The following is a 21,241-nucleotide window of genomic DNA, read 5'->3' on the forward strand; positions in this document are numbered from 1 at the left end:
CCGCATGAGTCTGCTAATCCACTAAAACGCCCCCGCGATGAGCACGCGCCGCCGCAAACCGGGTTTCTACATTCATCCTAGGCTGCGTGGATGACAGGTATGTTGATTTCGCTCAACAACGGGGTAGTCGCTCACACCGGGGCTTCCAGGACGACGTGCCAATTACATTCAGGTTCGCCGAACCACGTGCTTGGGCACCTCAGGGCGCGGCATAGAATGAGTACAGGGTGACCGACCGCGTGAAGGAGGTTTGGCATGCTGACCTCGGACAATATTGCGCTCTCCGTCTCGAACGCGCCATCACAGTGGGACGCGCGCACTGAGATGTGCGAGCACAAGGGTATTGGTCATCCGGACAGTATTTGCGACGGGGCGGTCGAGGCTGGCGCCCGCGCCCTATGCCGGGCTTACCTTGAAGCGTATGGGTCAATCCAGCATTTCAATCTCGACAAGGCGCTGCTGATTGGCGGCATGAGTGCACCGAAATTCGGAGGCGGTGAGCTGCTCCGCCCAATGCGATTGATAGTCTCCGGCCCGGTGACCAAGCTGCCGTCGGCCACGGCTGAGGCAGTCGTTGAGCAGGCCATTCGCGAATACCTGACAGCGAGCTTAGGCGGGATTGGCAATACGATTCACATCGAGCTCGTTCTGCGCCCTTCGGCTCCGAACCTCCGGCGGGTGACCGGCTCCTCCGTCCCTCTGTCCAACGACACGTCCTTTGGTGTCGGCTATGCGCCATATTCCAGCCTCGAAAGTTCGGTGCTGTCTGTCGCGCACCTCCTCAGTTCAAGTGGATTCAGGGACGCTTTCAAGGCGGCAGGCCATGACTACAAGGTCATGGGAAGTCGACTGGATGCGCACCACCGTCTCACCATTGCTCTCGCGTTTGTCGACCAAGATGTGCACCGCGTTGAGGAATACTTCGCGCTGAAGAATGAAATCACGTCGCTAATTGCCAGGCACATCCGTCCATTATGCGAGATTGAAATCAATACCCTGGACGACCCCGCTGCACGCGACGAAAGCGGACTCTACCTGACCGTCACAGGCCTGAGCGCGGAACACGGTGACGACGGTGAAGTTGGTCGTGGGAACCGGGTCAATGGCTTGATTACACCCTATCGCCCCATGTCGCTGGAGGCTGCGGCAGGGAAGAACCCGGCTTCGCATGTCGGCAAGCTCTACAACGTGTTAGCCCATCGGCTGGCAGCGCATATTGAGGCCAACGTGGATGGCGTGGATGTCGTCTTCGTCCGGCTCCTGTCTTCGATTGGTCGCCCAATCGACCAGCCGCAACTGGTCGCAATCGATGTGACCGCAGCAGATGGGCTCTCGGCCACCCGACAACAGCAAATCCGTTACCTCGTTGGGCAGCAACTGGCGGAGCTCCCCGCCTTGGTAAAGGAACTGGTCAGCGGGACGGCGCCAGTCTTTTAGGTCCGCAATCCCGGCCGAGTCTGCTTGCCATCGGTGCCGGCACAACATCCCTAACGTCGTCTTCCCATTCTTGCGCTGTTCCGCGTTCAACGCCGCCGCACCCACGACACTAAATCATCGCAGTTGCATCATTTCTTGATTAGCATCAAAAGGCAAATCCGATGGGAGCCGATACTGAGAATGCTAATCATGCGTTGCAGGCTGCTACTCGCCATAGGCAGAGGATGTGATGCCCACGAGCTCCGCTAGCCCCTATGGGGACAAATACGGCGTTACCGATGCGCAGACGGTCCCGGCGACCGCCCAAGGCACAGCCGCGCCCCCGCAACGGGTGCGGGACCCGGTTTGCGGCATGGAAATCTCACCCGGGGAAGCCGCTGCCAGCACGGAGGTCGACCAGAAACGCTACTGGTTCTGCTCGCATCGCTGCGAACAGGTCTTCCTCGCCAACCCAGCGCAATATATGCCCCGTCCGGCGGATGAGCGTAGCTCGCCAGGTGACACAAGCACTGCAACCCCACTTGCAGTCGCCCCTGCAGCACCAGCGACCACATCGGCTTCCAGCGGCGCGAAGCAGCTCGCCAAGGACCCCATCTGCGGGATGATGGTCGACAAGGCGACGGCCCTGTCGACCGAGCGTGGCAACCGCAAGTACTACTTCTGTAGCGAGAGCTGTCTGCGCACTTTCGAGTCGCCAGAGAGCGAGATGAAAGCCATGAAGACGCGCGTGACCATCGCTCTCACGGGCGTGCTCGCGCTGGCGGTGCTACGGGCAGGCGCCTTCCTGGCGCTGGCGGCAGGCGCGACCCTCTTGACGTGGGCGCCGATTCCCGCCTTACCGTGGTTCACTTGGGGCATGTGGCTGTTTCTCCTGGTCACCCCCGTCCAGTTCATTGGCGGATGGAGCTTCTACAAAGGCGCGTGGAACGCAATACGCACGCGCAATATCAACATGGACTTCCTTATCGCGCTGGGCACCTCGGTCGCGTACTTCTACAGCGTGGTCGTGCTGTTCTTCCCTTCCTGGCTGCCAGTCAAGATTGCCGAGCGGGATGTCTATTTTGAGGTGTCGGCGGTGATTATTGCCTTTGTGCTGCTGGGCAAGTACATGGAGGAAATCATCAAGAAGAAGTCTTCCGCCGCAGTACGCCGTCTGCTCGACCTTCGTCCTGCAGTTGCCCACGTGCTTCGCGATGGGAAGGAAGTGGAGATTCCTGCCGAAAGCATCATGGTCGGCGAGCCGGTCATCGTGAGGCCAGGCGAGAAGATTCCCACGGACGGAAAGGTTGTAGATGGGCAGTCCAGCGTCGATGAGTCGATGCTGACTGGCGAATCCATGCCGGTTGAGAAAAAACCAGGCGCCGCCGTGATTGGGGGCACGCTAAACCGTAGCGGTGCCTTTACCTTCCAGGCGACAAAAATCGGGGCCGATACAGCGCTCGCACAGATTGTCAAAATGGTCGAGGATGCGCAGGCCAGTACCGCGCAGATTCAACGGCTGGCAGACCAGGTGACCGGGTACTTTGTGCCGGCGGTCGTCTCCGTCGCGCTGTTAGCCCTGGTCGGGTGGACGGTGGCCGGCCACTTCCCGCAAGGGCTACTGGCGTTTGTGGCCGTCCTGATTATCTCCTGCCCATGTGCGCTAGGCGTGGCAACACCCGCCGCGTTGATGGTCGGCGTCGGCAAGGGGGCGGACGCCGGCATCCTGATTCGCGGCGGTGAAGTGCTCGAGCGCGCTGAAAAGCTGACCACAGTCGTCTTCGACAAAACGGGGACCATTACGCGCGGCGAACCAACAGTGACCGATATCCTCCCCTTCGCTGGCCGAGAGGAATCGGAACTACTGGCGCTCGCTGCGGCAGTGGAATCTGGTTCCGAGCACCCACTTGGTGAAGCGATAGTCCGCGCGGCCCAACATCGTGCCATTGTCATTCCTAAAGCGAGTGCAATCAGTGCACTCTCTGGAATGGGCATTCAGGGTCTGGTTGACGGCAAGCAGGTGTGGCTCGGTAACCGAAGGTTGTTTGCACGCCAGGCGATTCCAACCGACGAGGTGGAAGCGGCCCTGGTCAAACTCGAAGCCGACGGCAAGACGGCCATGCTCGTCGGTTGCGACAAACAGTTATTCGGCGTGGTTGCCGTCGCGGACACAGTGAAGCCTGAGGCCGCCGAGGCGATAAGTGAATTGAAGGCGCGCGGCGTCAAGGTTGTGCTGCTTAGCGGTGATAACCGCCGCACCGCCGAAGCCATCGGGCGGCAGGTTGGCATCGACCGGGTCATCGCCGAGGTGATGCCCGAAGACAAGGTGGAGACCATACATACCCTGCAGCGGCAGGGCGAAGTCGTAGCGATGGTGGGTGACGGGGTCAATGATGCGCCGGCACTGGCGGCAGCCGACATCGGCATTGCTATCGGCTCTGGCTCGGATGTTGCCAAGGAAACGGGCAGCATCATCCTAATCCGCGATGACGTGCGGGACGTGGCTGCTTCCATCCAGTTGTCGCGTGCGACGATGCGCAAAATCAAGCAGAACCTGTTCTGGGCGTTCATCTACAACTCCATCGGCATCCCGGTGGCGGCCCTCGGTCTGCTTAACCCAATCCTGGCGGCGGCGGCAATGGCGCTGTCGTCACTAAGTGTGGTAGCCAATTCGGCATTACTCAAACGTGTAAAGCTTGGACCCGCCGCCACGCCCCAGGGGGCGAGATGAAACACGTGGTTGCATGGATTTGCGCCGCCCTTGCGACGCTGCTGGCGGCAGCCATCGTGTACTGGTTTGGGATTTCACCACTCACGATACTGGTCGCGCTACTCCTGCTTTCCTGCCCCGTCGTGGTGGTCTGGGTAAGCCTTCGACTCTCACGACAGTGCGAACAGGACATCCGAAACGCAGTAGAAGGTGAACTCAAAAGCCGCGACAAACCTTGAAGAGGAGGTCCATCAATGAACTGGCTTACACAGAATTCGGCATGGCTCCTCATTGCTGCGGCATTGGCGCTACTGATGTGGCGTCGATTCATGGCTCGCCGGAACAGCGAGAATAGCGATACCTCGCACACAAGTCAGGGGACCAGGCACGATACACACGACCCCGTCACGGGCAACAAGGTCGATGCCACCCACGCCATCACGGCGAATTTCGAAGGAAAGACGTTCTTTTTCGAATCCGAGAGTTCGCGCACGGTGTTTCAGCAAAACCCTGAACGATTCGCCCACCAGCACCATCGCCACCACGGCTGCTGTTAGCCGGAACCGTCAATAGCATCCATTCCACCAGAGGAAAGTATGAACCACGACCACGACAACCATGAACGACCGGAGCATGCCCAACGAACGGTTTCAAGGTCCAAGGTCGTTACGATTGGCTTTCTACTGGTAATTGGATACTTCCTGTGGACTGAACACCGGGCGCACTTCATTCAGTTCCTGCCTTTCCTCCTGCTGGCCGCCTGTCCGCTAATGCACCTCTTCATGCACGGCGGCCATGGTCACGGTCACGGTCAAGGCCATGGAAAAGATGAAACGCCGAAAGATATGAATACTAAGGGAGAGCGCTGATGCAACACGACACGCAACCCGGGTACGGCCTCTGGTCGCTGGTGATTATTAATTCCGCCATCTTCATCATCTTCGCGTTCAGCTTCACAAAGCCAAAGACCGAGCGTGACTGGCGTTCCTTTGGCGCTTTTTCTGCCTTCATTGTGGCGCTCTTTACCGAGATGTATGGATTCCCCCTGACCATCTATTTCCTCTTGCCATGGCTTTCGGCGAAGTACCCCGGCATCGACTTTCTTTCCCATGATGCCGGACATCTTCCTGAAATGCTCTTCGGTTGGCGCGGCAACCCGCACCTTGGGCCCTTCCATCTGATGAGCGATATTCTGATTTTTGGTGGCTTCATCATGCTCTCTTCCGCGTGGCGGGTACTGTATCTGGCGCAGCAGGAGCGTCGCCTGGCCAGCACCGGGCTCTATGCCCGCATCCGGCACCCGCAATATGTCGCGTTCATCCTGATTATGCTCGGGTTCCTCCTGCAGTGGCCGACCATCGTCACGCTTCTCATGTTCCCTGTGCTGGTCTGGATGTACGTTCGACTTGCCAAGGCGGAGGAGCGCGAAGCCCTTGCGGAGTTCGGCCAGGAGTACGAGGAATATTGCAGACGCACACCACCGTTCCTTCCGCACTGGGGCAGCGATACACCGCGAACCACCCCACATTGAGTTCACTGCAGAACGGAGACTCTAACCATTATCTGGAGCTTGCCATGAAGCCCTTCAAAACTGGCGTGACGCTGTCGGCCACAGTCGTGCTCTTCTACGCACTGTGCACGATAGTCTGGATGGCGGCCCCTGAGCCGTTCATGAATTTCATGAACGTTCTTTTTCATGGGCTCGATTTCCGGCGCCTTCAGACGGGTCAACCGCTTACGTGGTGGGCGGTCATCTATCCGGCCATCGTGTTCGCGGTCTGGTTCTTCGCCGCCGGCGCATTCTTTGCGTGGTTACAAAATATGCTGCGAGGAAACGACTGACCCCAGGAACCGGAACTGCTGCCACGGCAAAGGTACAGCACCCAGCACGTTTGCCGACCTGGCCGCACCTCCGAACTGACTCCCCGCCGCCGCCCGGTTTTGGACGTCGGACTCTGCTGTTTGCGAAGAAGATAAAAGGCCCCCAATGGAACCGCGTCAACAACAGTTCTCCCTCTTGTACGTACTTGCGGCAGCCGTGATGATGCTTGCCATACAGAGCTACATAGGCACCTCTCATATCGAAACTCTGCCATACAGCGATTTCAAGGTCCTGCTCAAGGCTGGCAAGCTCAAGAACGTCGCGCTTGGGGAGGCGGCCATCACGGGTACGCTCAGCACCGAGGGCATCGATAAATTTCTTCCCAAGCAGCAGGTCGACGAGATGCTGCGCGAGGGGAAAGGCGACCATCAGTTTTCCACGCTCCGGGTCAATGACCCCAATCTGGTTCAAGACCTCGAAGCGGCCAAAGTACGCTTCGTCGGGGAAGCCGATAGCAAGTGGATTGGCGTCCTGCTCTCGTGGATTGTGCCGGCGCTCCTGTTCTTTGCAATCTGGAGCTTCATGATTAAGCGTATGGGCGGGGCCGCCAGCGGGATGATGGAAATAGGCAAGAGCAAGGCCAAGGTCTATATGCAGAAGGAAACTGGCGTGACCTTCGCCGATGTCGCTGGCATCGATGAGGCCAAGGAGGAGCTCGCCGAAATCGTGAGCTTTCTGAAGGACCCCCAGAGCTACCGGCGCCTGGGCGGCAAGATTCCAAAGGGCGTATTACTGCTGGGCGCTCCAGGGACTGGGAAGACGCTTCTCGCGAAGGCCGTTGCCGGGGAGGCTGCTGTGCCGTTCTTCAGCATGAGCGGCTCCGGCTTCGTTGAGATGTTCGTCGGCGTGGGTGCCGCACGGGTGCGCGACCTGTTCAACCAAGCCGAGAGCAAGGCGCCCTGCATCATCTTCATCGACGAGCTAGACGCTCTGGGCAAAACCCGAGCGTTCAACGCAATGGGCGGCAACGAGGAGCGCGAGCAGACGCTGAACCAGCTGTTGGTGGAGATGGACGGCTTCGATACCAACAAGGGGGTCATCATCATGGCGGCTACCAACCGTCCTGAAATTCTGGACCCGGCGCTGTTGCGTCCCGGGCGGTTTGACCGCCATGTCGCGCTCGACCGTCCAGACCTGAAAGGCCGCGAGCAGATTCTCAAGGTCCATGTCAAAAACGTTGTCCTCGCCCCCACCGTTGAGCTAACAAAGTTGGCGGCGCGCACACCTGGATTCGCCGGAGCCGACCTCGCCAACCTGGTCAATGAGGCAGCGCTGCTGGCGGCTCGCAAAGGAAAGGATGCGGTGGAGATGCCGGACTTTGACGAGGCGCTGGACCGCATCGTAGGCGGCCTGGAAAAGAAGAACCGTGTGATGAATCCGCAGGAGAAAGAAACCATCGCCTACCACGAAGCGGGTCACGCCATCGTGGCGGAGTCGCGGCCACGCGCTGACCGCGTTTCAAAAGTCTCCATCATTCCGCGTGGTGTGGCCGCGCTTGGTTACACGCAGCAAACACCGACGGAGGACCGCTATCTACTGAAGCAGAGCGAACTGTTTGACCGACTTGATGTGCTGCTCGGTGGCCGCGTCGCCGAGCAAATTGCTTTTGGGGATGTGTCGACCGGTGCACAGAACGATTTGCAGCGCGCCACCGATATGGCGCGCCAGATGATTACCCAGTTTGGGATGAGTGAACAGCTTGGACTAGCAACCTATGAGGAAATGCGAAATCCCATGTTCATGGGCGCTGGCATGATGCCACGAGAGCGCAAGGAATACAGTGAAAGCACGGCGCAGATGATTGATACCGAGGTCAGACAGATTCTGGCCGATGCGAACGGGCGAGTGAAGCAAACACTGCTGGCAAATCGGAACAAACTCGACGCACTGGCCAAGCTACTGCTCGAGCAAGAGGTCGTAGACCGGTCTGCCCTCGACTTGCTGCTATCCGACAAAGTTACCCCGCTGACGCCGGGAAAACACGCTGTAGAGACTGCCGAAACACCAGACCCACGGACGCGGAACAATGAAGAAAACGAAGGCAAATAACCAAGGGGATGACGCTGAAGTCAGTTCCATTTCGCATGGCGAATACGAAGAGGAACTGCATTTACTTCAGATTGAGCTGGTGAAACTGCAAAGGCACTTCCTCTGCTGCAACGACCGGATACTGGTCATTTTCGAGGGGCGAGATGCCTCCGGGAAGGACGGAACGATTAAGCGCATCGTGGAACATCTCAGCCCGCGCGAAACGCGAGTGGTTGCGCTCGGGAAGCCATCCGACCGCGACCGAGGCTCATGGTATTTCCAACGATTTGCGGCGGAGTTGCCTGCTGCCGGAGAATTCACGCTCTTTAATCGCAGTTGGTATAACCGGGCAGGTGTCGAGCACGTGATGGGCTTTTGCACTGACGCCGAGCACGAGGAGTTCATGTCTAGCGTCCTTGAGTTCGAAGGCATGCTGGTTCGTTCTGGCATTCGTCTCATCAAATACTACCTGGACATCACCAAGCCGGAACAGAAGAAGCGACTTGAGGACCGTCGGCGCGACCCGCTAAAGCAGTGGAAGATAAGCCCCATCGACGAGCAGGCAGTCTCGCTTTGGAATAAGTACAGCAAGGCTCGAAACGAGATGTTTGCTCGCACCAACGCTGTCGTGCCTTGGAACGTCGTCAGCGCAGACGATAAACGCCTGGCGCGCCTCAATGTCATCAAGGATTTGCTGCATCGTCTTCACTATCCGGACAAGGATGAGGAGCTGATTCGCCCAAGTCGGCAGATTGTGTTTCCTTATGCTGACGAACACCTGCTGAGCGGAGCCATTGCAAAGTGAACCGATCGCCACACATGGCAGTGCCTGCCTAGGGGGCAAGATGAAGACCAGCATCATTGAAGTCGGCGGGCTCTTATCCGTCCTGAGTGCGCGTGGGGTGGAAAAACAGTTGTCCCGGCTACAAGGGGTCATCAGGGCCGAGGTCAACGGCGTCTCTGGCAGCACCACAGTGAAATATGATGAAACTGTCACTAATCTGACCGCAATTAAGGAGAGGCTGGCGGAGTGTGGCCATCATTGCCGTGGCGAGTTAGTGCCTCGGCATGTTTGCGTGCCAGAAGACCCACCTGGCGACCTCCCAGCCATCGCCTTGAGCGCGGAACGGATTGGCACGGTACCCCTGCGAGCCGAGCCCGGCAGGCAGCCGCAACATGCCCACCCGGCCACTCACGATGCCGAGGGAAAGCCTGCAGGGCATGAGATGATGGCCCATGAGATGGGCCACGGGGCCGGCATGGACATGAAAGAGATGGTCCGCGATATGCGGAACCGTTTCTGGATTTGCCTGGTGTTCACGGTTCCCATCTTTCTCTACGCGCCAATGGGAATGCAGATTCCCATGCCTGCACCGCCATTCGGCATGGCACTGAATACGTGGCTGTTCCTCCTGGCGAGCGCGGCAATCCTCTACCCCAGTTGGCCTTTCTTTGTGTCCGCCTGGCGAGGACTCAGGAATGGCGCCCTCAATATGGCGACGCTGGTCGTACTATCAGTCGGCACGGGCTACCTGTTCAGCGTCGGGGCAACGTTCCTCTTCGCCGGTGAGCAATTTTACGAAGCCTCCGCCGTACTGCTGGTATTCATTCTGCTTGGACACTGGCTGGAGATGCGCGCACGAGCGGGCGCGTCCGACGCCATTCGCACGTTGATGGACCTGGCGCCCCCGAAGGCTACCGTCATGCGCAACGGGCGCGAGGTTGAAATACCGACTGCAGAGGTTAAATTGGGGGATGTCGTCATCATTCGGCCCGGCAATAAGATTCCCGCCGATGGCGAGGTCATAGACGGTAGTTCGCAAGTGGACGAATCGATGCTGACCGGCGAGTCCCTACCCGTGAGAAAGGGGCCAGGCGACAGCGTCATCGGCGCCACGATTAACAAGAGTGGCAGCTTCCGCTACCACGCCACTAGAGTCGGCAGCGACACCGCACTGGCTCAAATCGTCAAATTGGTGCAGGAAGCACAGAATTCCAAAGCACCTGCGCAGTTGCTGGCGGACCGTGCCTCGCAATGGCTCGTGCTCGCCGCTCTGGGCATTGGCATCCTGACCTTCATCGCCTGGTATTGGTGGCTAGGCCAGCCCCTGCTGTTCGCCTTGACGCTCACCATCACCGTCTTTGTCATCGCTTGTCCAGATGCCCTCGGACTGGCGACCCCGATGGCCGTGATGGTCGGAACGGGGCTCGGCGCGATGAATGGAATTCTGTTCAAGAATGCCGCTGCCTTGGAGGACGCAACCAAGCTCAATATTGTCGTCTTCGATAAGACAGGAACACTGACGATGGGTCAGCCTGAAGTGGTGGATATATTCACGCCCCGAGATGTGAACTCGGACGCGATGCTCGCCCTCGCAGCGTCTGTCGAGCAGGGGTCGGAGCACCCGCTGGCCCAGGCAATCCTCAAACGGAGCGCCGCACTCGCGAGGTCGGCGACCACTGGTTTCACCAATATTGATGGCATGGGTGCAAAGGCGGAGGTAGACGGGCAAACCGCACTGCTCGGTAACCGGAAGCTGATGGAGGCGCAGCGCGTAGATATGAACGGTCTTACCGAGAAGGCCGACCAGATGCAAGGCGCCGGACGGACGGTCATACATGTTGCACATGGAGGGAGGTTGATTGGCTTGATTGCAATCGCCGATGCGCCACGGCCAACCTCGGCCGCCGCTGTCAAGAAATTGCGCGAGCGAGGTGTGGAGGTGGCGATGCTGACCGGAGACAACAAGGCCACGGCAGAACGTATAGCGGCCAGTCTGGGCATAGGCCTGGTGCTTTCCGATGTGCTTCCCGGGCAGAAAGCGGAAAAGGTCCGTGAGCTACAAGCGCAAGGCAAAAAAGTGGGGATGGTGGGCGACGGAATCAATGACGCACCTGCGCTAACCCAGGCGGACGTCGGTTTCGCCATCGGGGCAGGCACCGACGTCGCCATGGAGAGCGCCGACATCGTGCTGATGAAGAGCGACCCGTTCGACGTGGTGGGAGCCATCGAGCTATCTCGCGCCACTTTGCGGAAGATGCACCAGAATCTCTGGTGGGCGGTGGCATACAATTTAATCGCATTTCCGCTCGCAGCAGGCCTACTCTACCCCTTCACATTGAGCCCCGAGATAGCGGCGCTCTCCATGTCAGGCAGTTCTGCCTTGGTGGCAATCAATGCACTCTTGCTGAAGCGGACCAAGCTCGCCGGCATCCGTGCGCCATCGCCACCAGTATCGTCCGCAGATGTGGCGGCACCGATTGCGGGTTGAGCATATCCGCCATGGATACAGAGGCTAAACGCCAGCAGCCAGGCCCACCCGCTCGCGGAAAGGCACGCACCCCTCACACGAAAAAACTCGCCCGACTGGTCTTCGCCAGTGTCCTCGACTTCTTGAACAAGCGAGCCGACCGAAGGGCCTACCCAGTCTTGGTTGGAGGGCTGGCGTTCCTTGCTACCCTGAGCATGTGCGTACCTGTGGTTCCGATATTGTCAGCAGCCGTACTGTTTAATGCGCGGCGCTGGAAGGCAGTGGCGCTATTTGCTGCCTTCGGAAGCGGCGCTGGAGCGCTCATCCTCTACGTCGTCTTCCACCATCTCGGCTGGGTGCAGTTGCTCGGCTATCTGCCCGAGCTCATGCGCTCTACCAAGTGGGTCACGATTGCCGGCTGGACTGAGAACTATGGCCTCGCTGCACTGCTGGTTATCGCCGCCTCACCATTGCCGCAAACACCAGCGCTGGTCGTCGTCGCGCTGGCTGAGCTTTCGCCATTTGCTGTATTTTCCGCAATTTTCGGCGGCAAACTCGCAAAATATGGTTTCACCGCATGGCTTGCTGCCCGTGCCCACGATTCTATGCATAGTGACACAGAGGGAATTTATGCGTTTCACAGAAAGTGACGAGGTGCGCCATGGCTGAAGGCACGTTACAGCGCAGGCCACGCACCGCGCGGACAAAATCGAAGTCGGGTGCGCCTGGAGTGGTATCCGTCGCCCTGCCAATGGTCGAAGATGCGTCGCCGCAGGCGGAGCCGGCAGCGCCCCTTACTCGTCAGTGGTGGGACTACTCGGTAGATTTCGCACAACGTTGGATGCTCTTCGTCGATATCCTGCGGCAGCGCGCTAACAATATGCTCGCGCACGAAGAAGCCGGGCTACCACCCCAGCTTCATTTCGACTATGAGTTGCTGCTCGACGCACGCAACTTTGAGCGCCCGGCCAATTACGCGCTGTTGCGCATCACGCGCTGTGGCACGGACCATTTGGAGCAGCGTCTACGACCTGGGGCCGCCCCCGTCATCGTCATTGACCCACGCGCAGGCCACGGCCCCGGCATCGGCGGCTTCAAGCGTGACTCCGAGGTCGGCATGGCACTCGCCGAAGGCCATCCTGTCTACTTTGTCAGCTTCTTCCCGATTCCATGCCCCGGACAGACCCTTGGCGACGTACTCAATGCCCTGCGTTGCTTTGTCCAGGAGGTCGCGCGACGGCATGATGGCTCAGCACCCGTGCTCTATGGAAACTGCCAGGCCGGCTGGGAGGTCGTGCTGCTATCGGCTCATTGCTGCGAGCACGTCGCGGGCCTCTCCGTGCTGAATGGTTCCCCGCTGTCGTATTGGTCCGGTGAGGCAGGCGTCAACCCGATGCGCCTACTAGGGGCATTTTGTGGTGGTGTGTGGGCTGCGAATTTTCTCGCCGATTTGGGGAACGGTCGCTTTGATGGAGCATGGCTGGTACAGAACTTCGAGACGCTGAAGCCAGAGTCGGCTCTTTGGACAAAGCTATATACCGTCTTCGCCAACCCGGACGGTGAAGGCAAGCGATTCCTGGATTTCGAGCGCTGGTGGAACGGCTTTTACTTCCTAAGTCGCGAAGAGCTGGTCGCAACGGTTCAAGACCTTTTTGTGGGCAACAAGCTGGAAGTCGGAGAAGTCCGTGTGGATTGTGACTGCACCGTCGATTTACGCCGGATTCGCAAGCCACTCGTCATCTTCGCGTCCTATGGTGACAACATCACGCCCCCACATCAGGCTCTGGGCTGGATTCCCATTGTCTACAAGAACACAGAGGACCTCATGGCCGCCGGCCAGCGGATTGTGTACCTGACCAACCCGCACGTTGGCCATCTTGGCATCTTCGTCTCCGCAAGCGTGGCGCGCCACGAGCATCGGGCAATCTTGCAAAGCCTGGAAGCTATTGAAGCGCTGCCCCCCGGCCTATATGAAATGAAGGTGCCCGGAGGCCCGGGTGAATCGCTAGTGGACAGTCCAAAGTTTAAGGTCGCGTTCGAGCCACGCCGCGTCGAGGACATCCACTTCCCCTACCCACATGCCGTGTTTGAGCGCGTGCGGGCAGTCTCGGAATTCAATGAAAAGGTCTACGACCAGCTATTGAGTCCATTTGTCCGTGCGATGGCGACGCCGTGGGGGGCGGAGTGGCAGAAATGGGCCCATCCTATGCGCTCCTCTTGTTACGCGTGGTCGGAGCGATTCCAGCCCTGGTTGTCGCTCGTGTCGGTAACGGCCGAGAAGGTCCGGACTATCCGGCAAGAGGTGCCCGCAGACAACATATGGCGCTCAGCGGAAGAGGAGTTCAGCACGATGCTCACCCACGCACTCCAAGCGACTCGGATAGCGCGTGATTTGGCGGCTGAAACTGCGTTTCTATGGCTCTATGGGCAGCCCATGCCGTACCCACTGCCTCAGTCAGATGTACCGGATGTACCGGTAACAAGTAACTGTGGATGTTGAGATTGACAAGCCTGATGTTCGCCGTAGTGGTCTTGTATCGACGCCCAGAACCTTTCCTGTGTCGAACGGCCTGGGCGGTTCGGGAGACGCAACGGAAGAGCCGGTGCAGGTTAGCCCGCACCGGCACGCATGCATTAAATCTTCGCCTTCCGCAGCCGCAATGCATTTGAGACTACCGAGGCAGAACTAAGACTCATCGCCAGCGCAGCAATCATGGGAGATAGCAACCAACCGGTAGACGCGTACAACACCCCCGCGGCAAGCGGCACCCCCAAGGCGTTGTAGACAAAGGCAAATCCGAGGTTCTGCTTCATGTTCCAGATTGTTGCCTCTGACAACTCCCGCGCGCGGGCAATGCCACGCAGGTCTCCTTTGACAAGCGTCACTTGCGCACTGTTCATCGCGACATCGGTGCCCGTGCCCATGGCAATGCCCACATCGGCCTTCGCGAGCGCCGGCGCGTCGTTGATGCCGTCGCCGGCCATCGCAACAACTCTGCCTTCCGCCTGGAACTTCGAGACCAGCGCCAGCTTGTCGGCCGGCTTCACCTCGCCGTGGAACTCATCAATACCCAGCTTTGCGGCCACCGACTTGGCTGTCACCACGCCGTCCCCAGTGGCCATCACAACCCGAATGCCCACCTCTCTCAGCCTGGCGAGCGCCTCGGGGGTAGTGGGCTTCACAGGGTCTGACACAGCGAGAATCCCTGCTAGCTTTCCGTCGACGGCAAGATACATGACGCTGGCGCCCTGGGCGCGTAGGGTGTCACCATCGCCGGCTAGGGAATCGGTATCGATACCCTCGGCTTGCATCAGCGCCGTGTTGCCGAGTGCTAGCTTCCTGCCCGCAACAATCCCTCGAACCCCGATGCCCGTGCCAGATTCGAAGTTCTCTGCCTTCTCGAGTGCTAGGTTGCGTTGGCGAGCCGCCTCAACAATAGTAGCGGCAAGAGGATGCTCGCTGCCCTGGTCCAGACTTGCGGCCAGCCGAAGAGCTTCCTCTTCCGTGAAACCGTTCGTGCCAATCGCGCGTTCGAAGGTGGGACGGCCCTCAGTCAGGGTGCCGGTTTTGTCGACAATCAGCGTGTCCACCTTTCGTAGATTTTCAATGGCTGCCGCATCACGGAACAGAATACCGTTCGACGCACCCTTGCCGCTTGCCACCATGATGGACATCGGCGTAGCGAGCCCAAGCGCACACGGGCATGCGATGATGAGCACGGCGACAGCATTGATGAGGCCATACACCCAACTCGGCTCCGGACCGAAGAAGCCCCAGGCAAAGAAGGTAGTGAGCGCAATACCGACCACCGCCAGAACGAACACCCCGGCCACCTTATCGGCCATCCTCTGCATCGGCGCCTTGGAGCGTTGGGCCTGAGCGACCATCTGAATAATTTGCGACAGCACTGTCTGAGAGCCGACTTTCTCGGATTTGATGACGAGGCTGCCGGACGTGTTCATCGTCGCACCAATGACGTGGTCGCCCACCCGCTTGGTAACAGGAATCGGCTCCCCGGTAATCATCGATTCATCCAGCGAGCTCGAGCCCTCGGTCACAACGCCGTCCACCGGCACTTTCTCGCCTGGCCGTACGCGAAGCGTATCCCCAACATGGACGTGTGTCAGCGGCACGTCTTCCTCGGTACCGTCCGCATTGATGCGCCGTGCTGTCTTTGGTGCCAGGCCGAGCAGCGACTTGATAGCAGCCGACGTTTGCGACCGTGCCTTCAACTCCAGCAACTGGCCAACCAGCGTCAACGAAATGATGACGGCGGCGGCCTCGAAATACACACCGATTCGACCGTGGGCCGCGAAGGCCTCGGGAAAGACGCCAGGAGCGACCGTTGCAATCACGCTGTAGAGATACGCGGCGCCGGTGCCAAGTCCAATCAGGGTCCACATGTTTGGGCTGCGATTGATGAATGACTGTATGCAGCGCTGGAAGAACGGCAGCCCCGCCCAGAGGACCACGGGAGTGGCGAGAAGCAGCTCCACCCAACTCTGGGTAGACACTTCCATCAGGTGAAGCCGATGCCCGAACATCGCCAGGACGAACACCACGACCGTCAGCGGTAGCGTCCACCAGAAGCGATGAGTGAAATCCACGAGTTCCGGATTTTCCTCCTCGTCCAGACCTGGGATTATCGGCTCCAGTGTCATGCCGCATTTCGGACAGTTCCCCGGGTGGTCTTGGCGAATCTCCGGGTGCATCGGGCACGTGTAGATAGTCCCTTCTGGGGCAGGCGTCGCCGAGGCGTCTACGGCGGGAGCAATGTGCGCCCGACCTGGGATTACCGGCTTAAGTGTCATGCCGCACTTCGGACAGTTCCCTGCGTGGTCTTGCCGAATCTCCGGATGCATCGGGCAAGTATAGATAGTGCCTTCTGAGGCGAAGGTAACCGAGGCGTTCACTGCGGGAGCGATGTACTTAAGAGGCTCGGCCTCGAATTTCTTCTGGCACGATTCACTGCAAAAGAAGTAGCGGACCCCATCGTGCTCGTTATGGAAATGCGAATCCGATGTGACCGACATACCGCAGACCGGGTCTTTCAGTTGCGTCGCGGCATCCGGGGCGGCGTGGCCATGGTTGTGCTCACACCCCACGTGGCTTTCATGCGCGGAAGGGTTCGAATTGCCGTGCTGATTATGAGAGCATGGGTCATGCTCGTTACCCAAAGATTGCCCACCGCCCGCATGTTGATTGTGGGAGTCCGTATCCTTACCGCGTTGGTCGCTCATCTGAAATGCTCCAGGTCATTCGTCGCGCCGTCCGTCAACTTGCTCGCCCCTCGCCGTCGCCAGCCTCGCGTTTCAACTACGACCGGCATTACCACCGTGGAACAGATGCATGAGCTTGCACAGCAAAATTAGAGCATACGGCCACGACGTTACAATATGATTCGAATATTCGCGTCCGACAAACATCATGGATTCCGTTAGCCGACGTGCGCACCCAACTTGCGCGCCCGGCGTTCAGCCGAATATCCGAACTCGGCATTCGCTACGTATCCTATACCAGCGTTCAGGAAAATCGCGAAAACATTGCCCGCTTCGGTGTTGGCATAAAGCCAATCAACGCGATTGCCAAGGAACGCTGACTCGCATTGAGAGTTGCCGGGCCGTGCCACATCCGAAGCGATGCTAGGCTCGCTTACGCTGCTTGCGGCGATTTCCGCGCACTTGCGCTGTCCGCCTAGGCACCCCGGGGATGCCCAGGCCCATGTCGGCGTCGCAGATACAATGCGAAGCAGCAGATGGCAACAACTGTGAATATCGACGTCACTATCAGCGCACCGAGCGCGCTGCGCGGGACATCCAATATGGTGATACGGTTCACTGCCATAGGAACAAGGGCTTAGCCTGACGCTGCAAGTTCGTCGAGCCCGGCCGAGGTTACTTCAACACTTGCAGGGTAGTGACGGTCAGAGCGCCGTTCACCTTCTCGGCGACGAACTTAATCTTGTCTCCCTCTTTCACTTGCGTCAGCATTTCCGGGTCCTTCACGCGAAACACCATCGTCATTGCGCCCATGTCCAAATTGGTCAGGGGGCCATGCTTGATGGTCAGCTTCCCAGCCGAGGCGTCGATTTTCTTGACCTCCCCTTCGGACATGGACTCTGCGGAAGCATTGGACATACGTGCCTCTTCGCTACCCTTGAGCGCCTGAGCGTGCGCTGCAATGCCAACTGAGCCAAGCATTGCAGCCACGTAGATGGTCATAGCAATCTTCTGAATCGCCTTCATCGTCACTCTCCTTGCTAACGCACAATTTCCGAATAGCATTGACTTATTGCTGCGGATGACTATCCGCAGATTTACTCGACCACCACTGAGCCCTTCATTCCAGCGTCATAGTGGCCAGGCAGCAGACAGGCGAATGGCACGGTACCTGACTTTGTGAACTGCCAGATGAGTACGCCGGACATGCCGCCATCGAGCGTAACGACGTTAACCTCGGCATGCGCAATTTCTTGCATTTTCTTCATCATCTCATAGCGCTCCTTCAACTCGCCTTCGGTCCCGAGTACCATCTCGTGCTTCTCTTTGCCTGCGTTCTTGACGTTGAAGCGAATGGTCTCTCCCCTCTTCACCGTAATCACGGTGGGGGTGAAGCGCATATCGTCGGTCATCTCAACATTGATGCTCCGACTCACTTTTTTCGGGTCCCCTGGCTTGCCGAACGCTGTCACCCCACCACCACCGTGCCCATGGCTGTGCCACCATGCCGGCTGGTCGCCGGCTGCGAACACCACACCTGACAGCGCTGTGGCAGCGATAAATGCTGCCAGTTGGAGCTTCATCGATAGCTTCATTGAACCTCTCCTTCAATTGATGCCTGATTGTGAAAACACAGGACAACTTAGGACGTACCTGGCAGCGGGCTCGCTACCAGCACCGTAGCAGCAACCAATACCCCTGCTAGCACCCACGACTCCACATATAGAATGGCGGCGAAGCGCCTGATTTGGCGAGCGAGAGACACGGATGACCCGCTTTTCAACGAGGCCAACAAACGAGGCATTTCAAAGAACCGATTGTGCCCCCCGAGAGCGGCAGCAGCTACCACGAGGGAAACTTTCAGCACGAGCAGTTGCCCGTACGCCGAGTCGAGCAAATTGCCGGGCGGACCTACTCCTCGCCACCCGTTATAGGCTCCGGTGACAAAGAGCGCGATAAGCGCGTACGTGGCCGTATCGGATAGCGATTGAATGAAAGACGCACCGTTCTGGTGGTCACCCTGTGAAGCCTCGGCCATCTTCGGCGCCACCATGAACGCGGCGACCCACACGATGCCAACCCAAGTGCTAACGGCCAGAAGGTGAACCCAGTCAGCCCAAACGGGCAGGCTGAAAACTCCGGCGTCCACCGGATGGCCCGAATGGCTGCGGCTCAGCGCAAAACCCGCAAGCCCCAGCCACAGAGTCAGTTGGCAGCCAAAGGCTTTCCCGGTCCAGGGGAGGAACGAAATGAGGGTGACAAAAAGCATGAAGGCAGCGCCAATACCCCAAGCGCGACCGAATTCCGTTTCCGAAAGCATCGAGCGCACCGCCGGCCAGGCGTCAGCCAGCGAAGACTCGCTCATCAGCGCGCAATGTATCCAGAAGGCGAGTACGCCCGACAGCAGCGCAACGATGGCACTGCCCCTGAATGCCCGTACCAACCTTCGGCTGACGTCGGCTTGCCACGGCGACGGGGAGCGAGCCAGCCAGCGCTCGCTCAACAAGGTACCGACGAGCAAGGCAAAACTGAGGTTCTGCAGTGCCGTCAATGCAAGCCGCAAGATGCCAAGGAAACCGTCATTCATCACTTCACCGTGAATTTATAGTCGCCCTTGACCTTGTGCCCGTCGTGCGTCATGACGGTCCAGTGCACGGCATAGGAACCCGACGACAGTTTCGGGACAGCAACCGTCAGCACACGCGGATTCGACGCGTCGACTTTGGCTTTCTCCTTGCTAACCACTGTGCCGCCGGCGTCGGCAACACTCACATTGCTGAATGCCGGCTCCAGGTCTTCATTAAACGTCAGTCGAAGTGGACCCGCCAGCGCGTCAACCGTGCTACCAGCAGCCGGGTCAGCGCCTTCGAGTTTGCCGTGTGCAAATGCGATGGCGGGCGACAGTCCGATAGCGGCGGCGGTCGCGAGGCCCATCAGGGTTTTCTGCGTCAGTGCTTTCATGTGTATTCTTCCTCTATGATTTCGGGCAGGTCATGGCAGCCGGGAGCCGGCCGCTTTTCGCAGGAGCGCTTACTGCACCTGAAGCTTGGTGACAGTCAGTGCACCATTCAAATCCTCGGCAACGAAGTCAATCTTGTCGCCAACCTTTACTTGCGAAATCATGGCCGGCTCTTTGACCCTGAAGACCATCGTCATCCCTTCCATCCCGAGGTTTTCCAGCGGACCATGCTTGATGGTGAGCTTCCCGGTAGCGGCGTCGACCTTCTTGACCTCGCCGTGCGACATGCTCCCGGCGGTTGAACTTGCCTTGTGACCTGAGCTACCGCTCATGTCCATGTCGCCTGCGCCAGCAAACGCGGAGGCCGAGCACGCGAGTGCCAAGCCAACAACAATCGATACAAATCCCTTCTTCATGACCCTTACTCCAATAGTTGAACGATAGACGCGAACCGGACATGCTCCGGCCCGTTGAAATCAGCGTTACGGCAGTTCGCCGGTGTACTCATAGGCGACTGTTCCTTTCGGATGCTTGTACCAACCCGGGTCTTTGTAGTCATTCCGTCCCAAACCTTCGCGCACCTTGAGTACAGTGAACATGCCACCCATCTCAACCGGACCGAAGGGACCTTGCCCGGTCATCATTGGCAAAGTGTTGTCTGGCAACGGCATCTCCATTCCCCCCATGTCAGACATACCGGCTTCTCCCATCGCCATGTAATCGGGCACGAGCTTGCTCATCTTCTTGGCAAGGTCCTTCTGCTTAACCCCGATCATGGTGGGGACCTGGTGCCCCATGGCGTTCATGGTGTGATGCGCCTTGTGGCAATGGAAAGCCCAGTCACCGGGGTTGTTGGCAACGAACTCAATCGCGCGCATCTGCCCGACAGCAACGTCGGCCGTCACCTCGGGCCAGCGAGCGGCCTTGGGGACCCAGCCGCCATCCGTACCGGTCACTTCAAAATCGACCCCATGCAGGTGAATCGGATGATTCGTCATGGTGAGGTTGCCGATGCGGATACGCACACGGTCGCCGAGACGCACGGGCAGGGAGTCAATGCCGGGGAACACGCGGCTGTTCCACGTCCACATATTGAATTCAGTCATGGTGGCGACACGCGGTGTGTACGAGCCCGGGTCGATGTCGTAGGCAGACATCAGGAACACGAAGTCGCGGTCGACTCGCATGAACGACTGGTCTTTCGGATGCACGACGATAAAGCCCATCATGCCCATCGCCATCTGCACCATTTCATCTGAATGGGGGTGGTACATGAACGTGCCGGACTTGCCCATGACAAATTCATAGACAAAGGTTTTGCCCGGTTTAATGTGTGGCTGCGACAGTCCACCCACACCATCCATACCGGAAGGCAGGATGACACCGTGCCAGTGAACCGTGGTGTGCTCTGGCAGCTTGTTCGTCACGAAAATGCGGACCTTGTCTCCTTCCACGCATTCGATGGTCGGCCCCGGACTCTGCCCGTTGTAGCCCCAGAGATGGGCTGTCATCCCTGGTGCGAACTCACGCTCGACTGGTTCGGCAATGAGGTGAAATTCCTTCCAGCCATTGCGCATGCGCCAGGGTAACGTCCAGCCGTTGAGCGTTACCACGGGGTTATAGGGGCGGCCTGACGAAGGAGGGAGTGGGGGCTGCGTGGCAGCGCCGGATTGCAGAGGTGCTTCCGGCAGCGATGCCGCACCGGCTTTGGACACCACGGCGGCGCCAAGCATGGCGGCGCCGGAGCCTTGTAGGAATTGTCGACGGGAAACCAT

21 protein-coding genes are annotated in these 21,241 nt (G+C 58.8%); 13 read left to right on the forward strand and 8 right to left on the reverse strand.

Features of this window, described 5'->3' with window-relative positions:
- Positions 1–255 precede the first annotated feature (255 nt).
- From AC1RWI_RS02670 to AC1RWI_RS02725, 12 genes are all read left to right on the forward strand, one after another.
- Positions 256–1,437 carry a methionine adenosyltransferase gene (locus AC1RWI_RS02670; RefSeq protein WP_492864406.1) on the forward strand — a complete coding sequence of 394 codons (1,182 nt, stop codon included), beginning with the start codon at positions 256–258 and terminating at the stop codon, positions 1,435–1,437.
- 352 nt (positions 1,438–1,789) lie between these two features.
- Positions 1,790–4,147: a heavy metal translocating P-type ATPase gene (locus AC1RWI_RS02675; protein WP_492864408.1), complete on the forward strand. Its 2,358-nt coding sequence runs from the start codon at positions 1,790–1,792 to the stop codon at positions 4,145–4,147.
- On the forward strand, positions 4,144–4,365 hold the full coding sequence (locus tag AC1RWI_RS02680; protein WP_492864410.1) for a hypothetical protein: 222 nt from the start codon (positions 4,144–4,146) through the stop codon (positions 4,363–4,365). Before AC1RWI_RS02675 ends, AC1RWI_RS02680 begins: the two co-directional genes overlap by 4 nt.
- 15 nt (positions 4,366–4,380) lie before the next feature.
- Positions 4,381–4,683: a YHS domain-containing protein gene (locus AC1RWI_RS02685; protein ID WP_492864412.1), complete on the forward strand. Its 303-nt coding sequence runs from the start codon at positions 4,381–4,383 to the stop codon at positions 4,681–4,683.
- A gap of 39 nt (positions 4,684–4,722) precedes the next feature.
- Positions 4,723–4,995, forward strand: coding sequence for a DUF2933 domain-containing protein (locus AC1RWI_RS02690; RefSeq protein WP_492864414.1), 273 nt, complete (start codon positions 4,723–4,725; stop codon positions 4,993–4,995).
- The gene (locus AC1RWI_RS02695) at positions 4,995–5,657 is read left to right on the forward strand and encodes a methyltransferase family protein (protein WP_492864416.1); all 663 of its coding nucleotides are present in this window, start codon (positions 4,995–4,997) and stop codon (positions 5,655–5,657) included. Before AC1RWI_RS02690 ends, AC1RWI_RS02695 begins: the two co-directional genes overlap by 1 nt.
- A 44-nt stretch (positions 5,658–5,701) precedes the next feature.
- A complete protein-coding gene (locus AC1RWI_RS02700; RefSeq protein WP_492864418.1) occupies positions 5,702–5,968 on the forward strand; it encodes a DUF5676 family membrane protein in 267 nt (88 codons plus the stop codon).
- A gap of 145 nt (positions 5,969–6,113) precedes the next feature.
- Positions 6,114–8,057, forward strand: coding sequence for an ATP-dependent zinc metalloprotease FtsH (gene ftsH / locus AC1RWI_RS02705; protein WP_492864420.1), 1,944 nt, complete (start codon positions 6,114–6,116; stop codon positions 8,055–8,057).
- On the forward strand, positions 8,035–8,841 hold the full coding sequence (gene ppk2, locus AC1RWI_RS02710) for a polyphosphate kinase 2 (protein WP_492864422.1): 807 nt from the start codon (positions 8,035–8,037) through the stop codon (positions 8,839–8,841). Before ftsH ends, ppk2 begins: the two co-directional genes overlap by 23 nt.
- A gap of 40 nt (positions 8,842–8,881) precedes the next feature.
- On the forward strand, positions 8,882–11,308 hold the full coding sequence (locus tag AC1RWI_RS02715) for a heavy metal translocating P-type ATPase (RefSeq protein ID WP_492864424.1): 2,427 nt from the start codon (positions 8,882–8,884) through the stop codon (positions 11,306–11,308).
- Positions 11,309–11,319: 11 nt separating this feature from the next.
- Positions 11,320–11,937: a YqaA family protein gene (locus tag AC1RWI_RS02720; RefSeq protein ID WP_492864426.1), complete on the forward strand. Its 618-nt coding sequence runs from the start codon at positions 11,320–11,322 to the stop codon at positions 11,935–11,937.
- 11 nt (positions 11,938–11,948) lie between these two features.
- The gene (locus AC1RWI_RS02725; RefSeq protein ID WP_492864428.1) at positions 11,949–13,787 is read left to right on the forward strand and encodes a DUF3141 domain-containing protein; all 1,839 of its coding nucleotides are present in this window, start codon (positions 11,949–11,951) and stop codon (positions 13,785–13,787) included.
- 134 nt (positions 13,788–13,921) lie between these two features.
- On the opposite strand, the gene AC1RWI_RS02730 is transcribed toward AC1RWI_RS02725, so the two are convergent.
- The gene (locus AC1RWI_RS02730) at positions 13,922–16,528 is read right to left on the reverse strand and encodes a heavy metal translocating P-type ATPase (RefSeq protein ID WP_492864430.1); all 2,607 of its coding nucleotides are present in this window, start codon (positions 16,526–16,528) and stop codon (positions 13,922–13,924) included.
- Between the two features lie 72 nt (positions 16,529–16,600).
- Positions 16,601–16,717, reverse strand: a complete 117-nt coding sequence (locus tag AC1RWI_RS02735; protein WP_492864432.1) for a DUF2933 domain-containing protein — start codon at positions 16,715–16,717, stop codon at positions 16,601–16,603.
- Between the two features lie 17 nt (positions 16,718–16,734).
- Here AC1RWI_RS02735 and AC1RWI_RS02740 point away from each other — a divergent pair, with 17 nt between their 5' ends.
- Positions 16,735–16,887, forward strand: a complete 153-nt coding sequence (locus AC1RWI_RS02740) for a hypothetical protein (protein ID WP_492864434.1) — start codon at positions 16,735–16,737, stop codon at positions 16,885–16,887.
- A gap of 295 nt (positions 16,888–17,182) precedes the next feature.
- Here the strand turns inward: AC1RWI_RS02740 and AC1RWI_RS02745 are convergent, their stop codons facing one another.
- The 6 genes from AC1RWI_RS02745 to AC1RWI_RS02770 all read right to left on the reverse strand — a co-directional run bounded on the left by AC1RWI_RS02745 (position 17,183) and on the right by AC1RWI_RS02770 (position 21,241).
- Positions 17,183–17,533, reverse strand: a complete 351-nt coding sequence (locus AC1RWI_RS02745) for a copper-binding protein (RefSeq protein ID WP_492864436.1) — start codon at positions 17,531–17,533, stop codon at positions 17,183–17,185.
- Positions 17,534–17,604: 71 nt separating this feature from the next.
- Entirely contained in the window at positions 17,605–18,102 is a 498-nt protein-coding gene (locus tag AC1RWI_RS02750; protein ID WP_492864438.1) for a cupredoxin domain-containing protein, read from the reverse strand.
- Between the two features lie 47 nt (positions 18,103–18,149).
- Positions 18,150–19,094 (reverse strand): copper resistance D family protein, encoded by a 945-nt coding sequence (locus tag AC1RWI_RS02755; protein WP_492864440.1) that lies wholly within the window; start codon positions 19,092–19,094, stop codon positions 18,150–18,152.
- A complete protein-coding gene (locus AC1RWI_RS02760) occupies positions 19,094–19,468 on the reverse strand; it encodes a copper resistance CopC family protein (protein WP_492864442.1) in 375 nt (124 codons plus the stop codon). The genes AC1RWI_RS02755 and AC1RWI_RS02760 overlap by 1 nt, the downstream gene beginning before the upstream one ends.
- A gap of 69 nt (positions 19,469–19,537) precedes the next feature.
- Positions 19,538–19,882 (reverse strand): copper-binding protein, encoded by a 345-nt coding sequence (locus tag AC1RWI_RS02765; protein WP_492864444.1) that lies wholly within the window; start codon positions 19,880–19,882, stop codon positions 19,538–19,540.
- Positions 19,883–19,948: 66 nt separating this feature from the next.
- Entirely contained in the window at positions 19,949–21,241 is a 1,293-nt protein-coding gene (locus AC1RWI_RS02770; protein ID WP_492864446.1) for a multicopper oxidase domain-containing protein, read from the reverse strand.

It is taken from the genome of Cupriavidus sp. MPR-AND1C, from assembly GCF_058809705.1.